The sequence below is a fragment of the Catonella sp. genome (assembly GCF_052169795.1).
Lineage (GTDB): Bacteria > Bacillota > Clostridia > Lachnospirales > Lachnospiraceae > Catonella.
Map to the genome: position 1 here is coordinate 1 of NZ_JBQNBU010000063.1, position 11,872 is coordinate 11,872.

The 11,872-nt window shown below is 37.0% G+C and carries 14 protein-coding genes, 1 tRNA gene and 1 riboswitch; of the genes, 4 read left to right on the forward strand and 11 right to left on the reverse strand.

Annotation, left to right across the window (positions count from 1 at the left end):
• The 3 genes from ACTTKP_RS09010 to tadA all read right to left on the reverse strand — a co-directional run.
• Positions 1-214, reverse strand: a 214-nt coding sequence (locus ACTTKP_RS09010) for a hypothetical protein (RefSeq protein WP_442553569.1), incomplete at its 3' end; no start/stop codon positions are given.
• Between the two features lie 62 nt (positions 215-276).
• A riboswitch (THF riboswitch) is annotated at positions 277-376 on the reverse strand.
• A 140-nt stretch (positions 377-516) separates the two neighbouring features.
• Positions 517-589, reverse strand: a tRNA-Lys gene (locus ACTTKP_RS09015).
• Positions 590-710: 121 nt separating this feature from the next.
• Positions 711-1,175 carry a tRNA adenosine(34) deaminase TadA gene (tadA, locus tag ACTTKP_RS09020; protein ID WP_442553570.1) on the reverse strand — a complete coding sequence of 155 codons (465 nt, stop codon included), beginning with the start codon at positions 1,173-1,175 and terminating at the stop codon, positions 711-713.
• Positions 1,176-1,318: 143 nt separating this feature from the next.
• On the opposite strand from tadA, the gene ACTTKP_RS09025 reads away from it, so the two are divergent.
• A complete protein-coding gene (locus ACTTKP_RS09025; RefSeq protein WP_442553571.1) occupies positions 1,319-2,197 on the forward strand; it encodes a DegV family protein in 879 nt (292 codons plus the stop codon).
• 78 nt (positions 2,198-2,275) lie between these two features.
• Here ACTTKP_RS09025 and ACTTKP_RS09030 read toward each other — a convergent pair whose 3' ends face one another.
• Entirely contained in the window at positions 2,276-2,626 is a 351-nt protein-coding gene (locus ACTTKP_RS09030; RefSeq protein WP_442553572.1) for a type II toxin-antitoxin system RelE/ParE family toxin, read from the reverse strand.
• Between the two features lie 2 nt (positions 2,627-2,628).
• Positions 2,629-2,886, reverse strand: coding sequence for a prevent-host-death protein (locus ACTTKP_RS09035; RefSeq protein ID WP_442553573.1), 258 nt, complete (start codon positions 2,884-2,886; stop codon positions 2,629-2,631).
• A gap of 204 nt (positions 2,887-3,090) precedes the next feature.
• Here ACTTKP_RS09035 and ACTTKP_RS09040 point away from each other — a divergent pair, with 204 nt between their 5' ends.
• The 3 genes from ACTTKP_RS09040 to ACTTKP_RS09050 are packed head-to-tail and all read left to right on the forward strand — an operon-like array spanning position 3,091 to position 7,117.
• The gene (locus ACTTKP_RS09040; protein WP_442553574.1) at positions 3,091-4,767 is read left to right on the forward strand and encodes a M3 family oligoendopeptidase; all 1,677 of its coding nucleotides are present in this window, start codon (positions 3,091-3,093) and stop codon (positions 4,765-4,767) included.
• A gap of 32 nt (positions 4,768-4,799) precedes the next feature.
• The gene (locus ACTTKP_RS09045; RefSeq protein ID WP_442553575.1) at positions 4,800-5,687 is read left to right on the forward strand and encodes a DUF3881 family protein; all 888 of its coding nucleotides are present in this window, start codon (positions 4,800-4,802) and stop codon (positions 5,685-5,687) included.
• A gap of 23 nt (positions 5,688-5,710) precedes the next feature.
• On the forward strand, positions 5,711-7,117 hold the full coding sequence (locus ACTTKP_RS09050) for a sodium-dependent transporter (protein WP_442553576.1): 1,407 nt from the start codon (positions 5,711-5,713) through the stop codon (positions 7,115-7,117).
• A gap of 67 nt (positions 7,118-7,184) precedes the next feature.
• Here ACTTKP_RS09050 and ACTTKP_RS09055 read toward each other — a convergent pair whose 3' ends face one another.
• The 6 genes from ACTTKP_RS09055 to ACTTKP_RS09080 form a co-directional block, all read right to left on the reverse strand.
• Positions 7,185-8,855: a hypothetical protein gene (locus ACTTKP_RS09055; protein ID WP_442553577.1), complete on the reverse strand. Its 1,671-nt coding sequence runs from the start codon at positions 8,853-8,855 to the stop codon at positions 7,185-7,187.
• Entirely contained in the window at positions 8,845-9,636 is a 792-nt protein-coding gene (locus tag ACTTKP_RS09060; protein ID WP_442553578.1) for an ABC transporter ATP-binding protein, read from the reverse strand. Before ACTTKP_RS09060 ends, ACTTKP_RS09055 begins: the two co-directional genes overlap by 11 nt.
• 253 nt (positions 9,637-9,889) lie before the next feature.
• Positions 9,890-10,390, reverse strand: coding sequence for a shikimate kinase (locus ACTTKP_RS09065; protein ID WP_442553579.1), 501 nt, complete (start codon positions 10,388-10,390; stop codon positions 9,890-9,892).
• A gap of 49 nt (positions 10,391-10,439) precedes the next feature.
• Complete coding sequence (locus ACTTKP_RS09070; protein ID WP_442553582.1) at positions 10,440-11,156, reverse strand: flavin reductase family protein; 717 nt, start codon at positions 11,154-11,156, stop codon at positions 10,440-10,442.
• A 107-nt stretch (positions 11,157-11,263) separates the two neighbouring features.
• Positions 11,264-11,653 carry a glycerol-3-phosphate cytidylyltransferase gene (tagD, locus tag ACTTKP_RS09075; protein ID WP_442553580.1) on the reverse strand — a complete coding sequence of 130 codons (390 nt, stop codon included), beginning with the start codon at positions 11,651-11,653 and terminating at the stop codon, positions 11,264-11,266.
• Positions 11,653-11,872: HD domain-containing phosphohydrolase (locus ACTTKP_RS09080; protein WP_442553581.1), on the reverse strand; the 220-nt coding region annotated here is incomplete at its 5' end. The genes ACTTKP_RS09080 and tagD, both read right to left, overlap by 1 nt.

The window sequence follows — 11,872 nt, forward strand, 5'->3', positions numbered from 1 at the left end:
ACGGAATGGTAGCAAACATCTTAAGTATGATGCCTAATGCTCCCATAAGTCCACACAAAATAACTGTCTGCAAGTCCCTTAGTTCCTTAAGTGACCTGCTAAAATTACTCGGTAAACCTACGATTTCTCTTGCAAAGTTTGCAGGAAATTTTACAATCCCCTGAAGCTCTGCCAAAACCACATTCTTCTTTACTGCTTCTTTTTCGTTCATCATCTTAACCTCCTTTGCAGTTTATCCTTACTACAAAAGAGCATAGTTATGGCATACTCTTATGTAACAGCGGGATGCGGAAATTCCATCGCAAGCCTTATGCTCTTCGTTCCACCGGCAACTCCCCGTCCGACAGACACTTTACGCTGAATTTCCTACTCTGCTTTCTGAATTTTTATTTATACCGGCACTTATCCGGTACATAAGTTAGAGTATAAAATAGAAGATAAGCCCTGTCAAGTGGTTAAAAACATACAAAAAAGCCCCTACCCGACAGACTTTTCTGCCAAACAAGGACCTCTGAGTGCGTCTTCAGGGGCTCGAACCCTGGACACCCTGATTAAGAGTCAGGTGCTCTACCAGCTGAGCTAAAGACGCATATGCTTTTGTTGAACGCAAGAAACATTATATACTAATTCAAGAAAAAATGCAAGAAAAACTTTAACAAAAAATTGCACTATTTTTCTTGCACTTTTTCGTCTTTTATTGTGTATTTTAATCAAAGAATCTTCTTCGCTCTTAATTCCTTAAAAAAATCACTCATCATTTTGGAACATTCTTCTTCAAGTACCCCTCTTGTAACCTCAGCCTTATGGTTAAATCTGTCCTCCTCAAGCAAATTAAAGACAGAGCCTGCACATCCCGCCTTTTTATTCATAGCCCCTATAACTACTCGCTTAACCCTTGACTGTACTATAGCTCCCGCACACATCTGACAAGGTTCAAGAGTTACATAGAGGGTACATTCTTCAAGCCTCCAGTCACCTATCTTTTTACAAGCCTTCTTTATAGCCATCATTTCTGCATGGGCAAGCGATGTATGGTCTGTATTTCGTCTGTTATAGCCTCTTGCGATAATTTTTTCATCTAAAACTATAACACAGCCAATAGGGACTTCTTCTAATTTTCTTGCCTTTTCAGCCTGTTTAATTGCCTGTTTCATCCATTTTTCATCTGCCTTCATATGTACCTCTTCCTATGAAATATAATATAACCCAAATTATTAGCTAATAATTTGAATTTATATATTGACTATTGGCTTAATATCAGATAATGTTTAAACTATATGTTCCATTTAAACTACTATACATAGGATAGGTGATTTCAATGAAAATTGCAATAATTACAGACAGTAATGCTGGAATATCTCAGAAAAGAGCAAAAGAACTGGGAATGTTTGTACAGCCATCTCCCTTTTTTATAAATGACAATCTTCAATTTGAAGATGTTACTATGACTCACGAGGAATTCTATGCAGCACTTCTTGATGACAGCATAGATGTAAAAACCTCTATGCCTTCTCCCGGTGATATGACAGATATGTGGGATGAGCTTCTAAAGACTCATGAACAGGTAGTATTCATACCTATTTCAAGCGGGCTTTCAGGCTCATATTCTACTGCTGCCATGCTCGCCGAGGATTATGATGGAAGGGTAGAGATTGTAGACAACAGAAGGGTATCTGTTACACAGTATCAATCTGCTCTTGATGCACTTGAGCTTGTAAAAATGGGCAAAAATGCAAAAGAGATAAAAGAATATCTTGAAAAAACAGCTGACAAGTCTTCTATCTATCTTTCACTTGATACACTTAAATATCTTAAAAAGGGTGGACGCATTACTCCTGCTGCAGCTGCTATAGGTACCCTGCTGAACCTAAAGCCTGTTCTCCAGATTCAGGGGGACAAACTCGATGCCTATGCAAAGTGCAGGGGTAAGGCTCAGGCTAAAAAGACTATGATAGAAGCTATCAAAAAAGACATGGAAACTCGTTTTAAAGAGAGTGCAGACAAGCATAATCTCCACCTTGCTCTCGCCTATGGCGGCAATCTTGAAGAAGCCTTGGCTTGGAAGGAAGAGGTTCAGACAGCTTTTCCTGAATATGAATTTGAGCTTCATCCACTTTCTCTTGCCATTGCCTGCCATGTAGGAAACGGAGTACTCGCAATTACCTGTACCGAAGGAATGGATACTACATTGGTTTAAAATAAATTACAGCTCTGAATAACAATAGCCAAGTAAGTTTGGATATTTATTATTCAGAGCATTTTCTTTGTAGAACTGTTATTCTCCCCAATAATCAATACTATCACTAGTCCTTAAACTTATATGAAACATCTTCCGCATAAAGTCTTCATGCTCATTGTAAATATCCGTTATATAGACTATATTATCTTCTATTCTATAAAATACATAATTTTGTTCTGTATGAATAAACCTATACGGAGTGGGTAAGTCTATCAAAGCTTGTACAGCAGCTCCCTTTCTCGGATTGTCTTGTAAACCTCTTATTTCCAACATAATTTTTGTTATAATTCTCTTGGATACAGATGAACCATATACATCTGCAATATTCTTTCTAATTGCTTGTAGTTTTTCTCTTGCATCTTGAGAATATTTCAGTTTGTAATTCAAGACTAACTTACCCCCAGTTCTCTTTCTAATTCATCAGCATCAACCCATCCCTCCTTTTCTGCTCTTTCCTCTGCTTTTTGCAACTTGGAGAATAAAGCAAATGCTGTTTTGTAACGATCAAGTTCATCAATTTCTGACATAGTAAGGATACCATACTTGCCATGACCGTTTCTCGTAAGATATACCCTATGTGTTCTATCTACTTCATTCAATATTTCTGTATAATTTCTTAATTCGGATATTGGCTTGATATTTGGCATAATAATCACTCTCCTTTAACATCATTATATATATTTACTGTTAATTTTGCAATAAATTCACAGGTGAATTTCATCTCATTTTCTTTCTTAAAATGTATAGCCTGCCATTTATCCACTTTTTTCTCTTATAGCTTGATTTTCCTCCAAAAATAGCTTAACATTACTCTTTGCATACATGAATATTTAAGAAAGGAAGAAAAATAAATGAAATTTAGTGAAATGCCCTATACAAGAGCAGATATTGAAGAAGCTAAGGCAGACTTCGCAAAACTTATGACAGACTTTGACAACGCAAAATCCGGCGAAGAGCAGTTTGAAGTACATAAAAGGTACTATAAAATTGCAAATCGTATATACACACAGATGACACTCGCAGAAATTCGTCACTCTATAGATGTTACTGATGAATTTTATAGTAAAGAAAATGACTATTATGATAAGAATGGTCCTGTTCTGCAATCTTTATTTGTAGATTATGGTAAAAAGCTCTATAACTCTGAGTATCGTAATTTCTTAGAAGGTAAGATTGGAAAAGTAGCTTTTAAAAATCTTGAACTCGCAATGAAGTCAGTGGATGAAAAAATAGTACCTCTTATGCAGGAAGAAAATGCTCTTAAGAGCCGCTATGACAGGCTCCTTGCCACTGCTGAAATAGACTGGAACGGGGAGACACTCAATCTCTCCCTTATGTCTCCATACCTTAATAACTCTGACAGTAAAATTCGTGTTGAGGCTTGGAAGAAATACACTGAATTCTTCAGTAAAAATAAAGAAGAGCTTGATGACATATATGACCGCCTTGTTAAAAACAGAACTGCACAGGCAGAAAAACTCGGTTATGAGAACTTCATACAGCTTGGCTACTATAGAATGAACCGTAACTGCTATGGCAGAGAAGATGTCAAAAACTTCAGAGAACAGGTAAAGAGAGATTTTGTACCATTTGCAGAAAAACTACATGACAGGCGTAGAATCAGGCTCGGACTTGACAAACTCCATTTCGAAGATGAGGGTGTGTACTTTAATAACGGAAATCCGAATCCAATCGGCACTCCTGATGATATACTTGCTGCAGGCAGAAAAATGTATAATGAGCTTTCTCCTGAGACAGCTAAGTTTATTAACTTTATGTGTGATAACGAGCTTTTCGATGTACTCGGAAGAAAGACTAAACAGACAGGGGGATATATGACCTATCTTCCTGATTATAAATCTCCATTCATATTTGCGAACTTCAACGGAACCGCTGATGATGCAGATGTAATGACACATGAGTGTGGCCATGCTTTTCAGGGCTTCTGTATGGTAGATGATCCTATTAATGAGCATGCAGACATTACTATGGAAACTGCTGAAACTCACTCTATGTCCATGGAGTTCTTTACCGAGCCTTGGATGGAGCTTTTCTTTGGTAATAGGAAGCAGGATTATATAGATATGCATCTTGAATCTGCCGCCGCCTTCATTCCTTACGGAACAATGGTAGATGAATTTCAGGATATAGTATATTCAAACCCGGGACTTTCTCCAAAACAGCGTAATGAAATATGGCGAGAGCTTGAAATGCAGTATAAGCCTCATCTTGATTATTCAGGGAATGAATATTACAGTCTCGGAGGTTTCTGGCAGAAACAGCGTCATATCTATGACTCTCCGTTTTATTATATTGACTATGTGCTTGCACAAACCAATGCTTTCCAGTATAAGGTGATGATGGATAATGACTACAAAGCAGCATGGGAGAGTTATCTTAAACTTTGTAACTTAGGTGCAAAGGACTTCTTTACAGGACTTGTAAAACAGGTTGGTCTTAGAAGTCCATTTGAAGATGGAACTCTGAAAGACATGGTAGGAAAACTACAGAGTACCTTAAAATTATAATTTACTAAACAGCCATAAAGGAGGGGAAGTTCATGCACAGTTTCTTAAAAGCAGTCGGACTTTCTAATATAAAATCCAGAAAAGATTTAGATAAAATCTTAGGACTGGTCATGACTCACCCTACCGCTACAAAATCAATCGTTTCATCTGACAATAAAAAAATAGTTGAAAAAAGTTTTGATTTTTCTGATAGGATGGGAATTACAGTCCGAGGAGAATATGATGAAAAAGGATTTTTCCACTTAGAATATTATTATCCATATCTTATAGGGTCAAAACCTTGTTGCTATCAGGAAATAGATATATACAAGCGTATAGACAATGACTCCTATACAGGAATGTGTGATGACTTGCATTTTGGAACATCACTGATATTTTACTTGCAAAATTCCTTAGATTACTTATCTGCACAAAAGAACTCCGACTTAAAAAAAGACCTTTCGCTCACCCTTTCAGGACTATCTGCTTCCGGAAGAATACTTCTTCCCATAAACAAGAGTCCTGAGCAGATAAAAATACAGGCAGAGCACTCTGCCGAACATGATTACCTGCTTGCTGCAGCAAAAAATGGTGACGAAGAGGCTATAAATACACTTACACTTATTGATTTGGATACATATTCTATGATCGCAAGACGCATACAGACTGAAGATGTGTACAGCATAGTTGAAACCAGTTTCATCCCTTACGGCTCCGAATCAGATAATTACACAATACTCGGAATCATTAAGGAAGTAGTCCCCCATGTTAATTCACTTACAGGAGAATGCTCTACGGAATTGCTGATTACCTGTAACGGTTTTGACTTCTACATAGCTATTAACAATGATGACTTACTCGGAGAACCATTACCCGGCAGACGATTTAAAGGGCAGATATGGCTACAAGGATTAGTAAATTTTGAAAAAGCGAAAATTTAATTTAGAGAGGAAATCTATATATTATGAAAAATGAAAACAATCAGGAAAATGGTCTTGATCCCTTTGGACGGGACAACGAGAGAAGTACTTTCTCCGGCAAACTTGGATATGTGCTTGCAGTAGCAGGCTCCGCTGTCGGTCTTGGAAACATTTGGCGTTTCCCTTACCTTGCAGCTAAATACGGCGGAGGAATCTTCTTGCTTGTCTACCTCATCCTTATGGTTACATTCGGATATGTACTTATCGTATCAGAAACAACACTTGGAAGAATGACCAGAAAAAGTCCTGTCGGTGCTTTTTCTTCTTTTGGAAAATCAGTTCCGTTTAAGATAGGCGGTTGGGTAAATGCCATCATTCCTATGCTTATCATTCCTTATTACAGTGTAATAGGCGGCTGGGTATTTAAGTATTTATTCGAGTATCTGCGTGGAAGCACTGATGCTCTTGCTGAAGATAGTTATTTTACAAGCTTTATTACAGCAGGTGCAAGTGTAGAAGTATGGTTTTTAATTTTCTCACTTGTTGTTCTTCTTATTATAGTTGCAGGTGTTGAACATGGAATTGAAAAGGTATCCAAGATGATGATGCCTGTCCTTGTTATCCTTGCTATTATAGTTTCAATCTACTCCGTAACCAGACCGGGAGCTCTTGAAGGAGTTAAATATTTCCTTATCCCTAACTTTAACAATTTCTCTTGGATGACAGTGGTTGCAGCCATGGGGCAGATGTTTTACTCCCTTTCAATCGCAATGGGTATCCTATATACCTACGGATCGTATATGAAAAAAGATGTAGACATCGAGCAGTCCACATCTCAGATAGAAATTTTTGATACTGCCATAGCCTTCCTTGCAGGACTTATGATAATACCGGCAGTATTCTCCTTCTTTGATGGAGATCCTGAGAAACTTCAGGCTGGTCCTTCACTTATGTTCATTACTCTTCCTAAGGTATTTGCAAGTATGGGAATGGGCAGGATAATAGGTATAGTATTCTTCCTCCTCGTATTACTTGCAGCCCTTACAAGTGCAATCTCACTTGCCGAATCCTGTGTATCTACAATCCAAGATCAGCTTGGCTGGAAGAGAAATATAGCAAGTGTGGTTATCGGTATCATCATAGTTGCACTTGGTTCACTTTCAGCACTTGGCTTCGGTATGCTTGATTTTGTACAGATACTCGGAATGGGTGTCTTAGACTTCTTTGACTTCCTTACAAACTCACTCATGATGCCAATTGCAGCTCTTTCTACCTGTATACTCATAGTTTATGTGATTGGGGTGGATAAGATAGTTGAAGAGGTTGAACAGTCTTCTAAGTTTAAGCGTAAAGGACTTTATAAGTTCTTTATCAAATACTTAGCTCCTATATGTATACTTGTTATTTTGGTAAGCTCACTTGCCAGTGTATTTGGTTTGATTAAATTCTAAGCTTTCACAGAAACAGCCACTGTAAACTAAACAGTCTACAGTGGCTTATTTTTATGTAATCACACACTTATTCTCTTGCAATAACATATTTCTTATTCATAAACAATTTCCATAATACTAAATTAGCTGCCATCATAACTACAATTCCTAAAACCTGCAATAAAATTGTATTTAAGAAAAATATATGGAGAAACCCGGCTCCACCCAAAACAATCATATTTATTAAAAACATCATCATATTGTAGCCTGCATTGTTAGTGGCAGTCTCTGTTGAAAATGGTAACACCCAGCTGCTTATACGTATTTCAAAGCTTGTGATAAATATAAAGGCAATATAAGCTAAAACTATATCCGGAAGGACTTTTATTCCGCAAACAACAAAAAATATTGCCGATAAAATAATAAATACCGGAGTAATATAGCGAAACAGAACAATTTTAACTCCCGCCCTTATGCACTTACTGAGATTCTCTATAGGCAGTACCTGATAAAATAACAGACTCTCTTTATTGCCGGACTGGCTTATAATTGTATAAAGAACCGATGATGTAAGTCCAACCGAATACAATAACGCAAGAGTCCATCTGCTTTCCCTTACGGTTGTCATAAGACCTGTAAAGCCACCGGAGCGTGAAAGCTGTGATAACAAGATTATAAAAGGCAATATAAGTGCATTGGCAAGCTGTGGATAGAGCTTTAACTTTATATCCCTATTTCTTGAAATCTGTATGAGCACAAGCTTCATAAAAGCATTTTCCTGCTCATCTTTTGAAAGCATCTTACATAAAAACATGGAAAATGTAGAGAGGGATTTATTTTCTTTGGCTGTTTCTGTCAGTTTGTCAAGCTCACCTTCAAACTCAGGCATTACTTTCCTCTTATATACAATTTCAAGCAGAACTAAGGCTGCTACAGCCATTCCTGCAAGTATATAGTAGTATCCTGCCGATGTGGCTGCAAAAAACACAGCTAATATACCTGCAAACCAGGCAGGTGGTAGTATAATGAAAAAAGGAGAGAAGGTCAGCTCTGCCTTTGCAAACTCAGCAAAATTTATCACTCTGGGAACAATCTGATATGCAAGTACCATAGCTATTGTCATAAATACCTGAAAACCGCTGAGTATGTCTTTAAGCTTCTCTCCCGAAAATACCTTGAGAAGCAAATAATAGATGGTTCCTGCAAGATGAAGGCAGAACACAGTAATAACTACAGACATTACCACAAACAACAAGCCATATAAAGCTCCATGGAAAATAAAGGCCGTAATCATTGAAGGCAACATCATAGAAAATGCAATAGTTCCTATATAGTAGGCTATATGTATATTTTTGGCTGTATTTATTTCATTATGCCCTATCGGAAGTGCCCCGTAAAATGATTTTTCTGTTGTATCCAAAAGCACCGCTGAATATTCGCTTATATATGCTGAAAACAAGATAAAAATAAGCATAGAAAATCCCAGCATATTTCCACCGAATATATTTGGCATAGACTGCATTGCAGCTATGAATAAACCTATAAACAAGTAAACGAGGCAGGTTAAGAGCATCGACCTTTTAGGTTCTTTTTTTAATTTCTCTGATTTTTTCTGTGTGCCTATCGGTATCCTTCTGCTGTCCATGATAAGCTTTAGTTTAAGCATTTCCCGGATGTGATTGTAGTTTAAGTCTTTACTTAAAAACGGTTGTACACACTTATCAACAACCTTTAATACAAGCGGTTCGCTATTTTTCATTTTCAATAGTCTCACCTCCGGTAAGGGTATCTACAAACTTGGCTGCAAGGTCATGTCCTGAAGTAAAACCTGTAAGATTGTTGAAAATATCTTCCATACTGCTGCCGTTACTGTTATTTTTAAGTTCTTCAACTGTCGAATCTGCAATTACTGCCCCGTCCTTAAGGAGGATTACCCTGCTGCTCATCTGTTCAACCACTTCCATAATGTGGGAGGAATAAAATATAGTCTTGCCCTGTCTTGTAAGAGTTTTAAGAACCTCCTTAAATACAGCCACACTGTTTGTGTCCATTCCGTTTAACGGCTCATCTAAGAATAATATATCAGGATTGTGTATCAGGCTTCCTATGATGGCAATCTTTTGCTTCATACCCTTAGAGTAGCCTGAAATACGAGTTGTAAGTGCGTCATTTATATTGAAAATCTCGGCTAACTCCTGCATTCTGTCACGCCAGTTACTAAGCTCATAAACGGAAGAGAGGAAGGAGATATACTCTTCTCCTGTAAGGCTTTCATAAAGAGAAAGAATTTCCGGAACATAGCCTATCTTACGCTTATAACTTACAAGGTCTTCTTCGATATTCTTCCCAAGCACCTCTATTGTACCTGAATAATTTCCCAGAATTCCAAGCATAAGTTTTACAGTAGTAGACTTTCCGCTTCCATTTGGTCCAATATATCCTATAAGTTCGCCTCTGCCTGCTTCAAAGCTTACATCATGAAGGACATGATGCTCTCCAAAACTCTTATTTACATTTGTTAACCTCAGTACAGTCTCCATAGTATTCTCCCTCTGTGATAATGTTTTGATTGTTAATATTCTATCATAAAGGGACGAAGTTATTATGTGATAATTTATGAAGTTTTACTTACAATTTTCTTTCATAAGCAGAAACAGTAGAATTTTTTATCTTGACTTATATTTGAAAATGACTTATTATAATACTGTAACAGCGATAGAAAACCAGCTGACTCAAACGAACCCCCGAAGGTGTCGCTTCGGGGGTTCTTCCATTTACAATTAATCTGTAACTTTATTCTTTTATGCTTTCTACAATTTTCCTCATACAACTTTCTACAGAAGTAGTATCTGCTTCGACAACCACATCTGCATATTTTTCATAAAGCGGACAGCGTTCTTCATAGAGGTCTTTTAAGGTTTGACCATCTTTTAGGGCTACTCCTCTGTCCTTTAGATTGCCAAGCCTTTTTTCTACCTTTTCATAAGGTAGTTTGAGATAGACTACAGTTGATATTTCTTTTAAATGTTTCATAGCATTTTTACAATATACTGCACTTCCACCTGTTGCGATAACTGATTTCTCACAGTTAAGCCCTGCATTTATTTCATCTTCTACCTGAAGAAAGCCCTCAGTACCTTTTTCTTCTATAATTTCTGAAAGAAGTTTACCTGTTTTCTCCTGTATCACAAGGTCACTGTCTACAAACCTGTAACCCATTACCTTTGCAAGCACTACTCCTACAGTACTTTTCCCTGCTCCCGGCATACCTATTAATGTTATATTATTTTTCATCTTCAACAATAACTCCTACCAAACTGCTTTTACAAGTTATATACATCTTTTATTTTCTTTTACCTGTTTTATTTTTGCCTGTATCTGATTTTCTTCTATTATCTAACTGCTTTCCTGCAAATTTATTCTTTTTATCATTTGGTGCATTAACTTTTTTTGTTTTTACTTCTTTATCAGTATTTTGTGGTTTATTACCGGCTTTTCCTTCTTTTCTGATTGAATATCCAAAAGTTCCCAGTTCTTTTCCAAGCTCATAGTATCTTCCATGTGAATAGGCTATCAAATCTGCTTTCTTAAGATTGAATCTACCTTTTTCGTCCAGATATTTTTCAGCCACCCTTACATTTACAACATCGGCTAAAAAGAGGCTATGGCTTCCAAGCTCCATTATCTCCCTTACCTTACACTCTATATTTACAGGACTTTCTGCTATGGCTACAGCCTTTATTTTCTCAGAGGGAAGCTTTGTAAGCTTCATTTCCTTAAACTTATCCACATCCCTGCCGGACTTAACACCACAGTAGTCTGTAGCATAGGTAAGCTCTTTAGTTGTAAGGTTTACCACAAACTCACCGGTTTCCTTTATAATATCGTAAGAATAGCGTTCAGGTCTTATAGATACAGAAAGCATGGGCGGATTGGTACATATAGTCCCCGCCCATGCAAGAGTTATAATATTGCTGTTTCCTTCCTTATCAGTAAGACTTACCATGACTGCCGGTAAGGGATAGAGCATATTGCCTGCCTTCCATGATACCTTTTTCATATTTAAATCTGACTTTTCATGAGTATCATTATGATTTTTTCTACAGGTAGCCCTATTCCTGTTTTCCATTATCTTTTTCTTCATATCATTTTATATCCATATATAATTTATTTTTGCAAGTCATTTTTTATCTGAGTAGTAGATATTTCAGGAGTTCTTGGAAGGTATACTACATTACAGTATTCTTTTAAAAAATCAAATTTACCCTTCCAATCATCTCCCATAACAAAGGTATCTGCCTTATACAGTTTCACATCTTCAATTTTTTGTTCCCAACTCTCCTCGGGGATTACAAGATCCACATAACGGATGGATTCAACCAACTGCTTACGCTGTTCATATGAAAAATAACATTTCTTGCCTTTTTCATTCCAATTAAATTCATCCGTAGAAATTGCAACTATAAGATAATCTCCATATTCCTTTGCCCTTCTTAAGATATTGACATGCCCATAGTGAAGCAAATCAAAAGTTCCGTATGTGATTACTCGTTTCACTATAGAATCTCCTCCAATCTGCATTCACAAAGCTTAGGGTCATATCTTTTTCCACTCTCGGAGCGTATCAATTCAATAACCTCCTCATCCGTTAACACTCCTACAATTTCCTTATGTGTTTTCAAATAATAAATATCATAAATTATTTTAAATATTCTGATTGAAAGCGAAATTTCCTCTCCTGCAGTTCCATATTTCTCTCCACTTCCATCCCAATTT

Excerpts from the sequence above, each read along its gene's own strand:
- tadA (WP_442553570.1), bottom strand. The coding sequence starts at position 1,175 with ATGAAGGCAGATGAAAAATGGATGAAACAGGCAATTAAACAGGCTGAA.
- ACTTKP_RS09025 (WP_442553571.1), top strand. The coding sequence starts at position 1,319 with ATGAAAATTGCAATAATTACAGACAGTAATGCTGGAATATCTCAGAAA.
- ACTTKP_RS09035 (WP_442553573.1), bottom strand. The coding sequence starts at position 2,886 with ATGCCAAATATCAAGCCAATATCCGAATTAAGAAATTATACAGAAATA.
- ACTTKP_RS09040 (WP_442553574.1), top strand. The coding sequence starts at position 3,091 with ATGAAATTTAGTGAAATGCCCTATACAAGAGCAGATATTGAAGAAGCT.
- ACTTKP_RS09045 (WP_442553575.1), top strand. The coding sequence starts at position 4,800 with ATGCACAGTTTCTTAAAAGCAGTCGGACTTTCTAATATAAAATCCAGA.
- ACTTKP_RS09050 (WP_442553576.1), top strand. The coding sequence starts at position 5,711 with ATGAAAAATGAAAACAATCAGGAAAATGGTCTTGATCCCTTTGGACGG.
- ACTTKP_RS09055 (WP_442553577.1), bottom strand. The coding sequence starts at position 8,855 with ATGAAAAATAGCGAACCGCTTGTATTAAAGGTTGTTGATAAGTGTGTA.
- ACTTKP_RS09060 (WP_442553578.1), bottom strand. The coding sequence starts at position 9,636 with ATGGAGACTGTACTGAGGTTAACAAATGTAAATAAGAGTTTTGGAGAG.
- ACTTKP_RS09065 (WP_442553579.1), bottom strand. The coding sequence starts at position 10,390 with ATGAAAAATAATATAACATTAATAGGTATGCCGGGAGCAGGGAAAAGT.
- ACTTKP_RS09070 (WP_442553582.1), bottom strand. The coding sequence starts at position 11,156 with ATGAAAAAGGTATCATGGAAGGCAGGCAATATGCTCTATCCCTTACCG.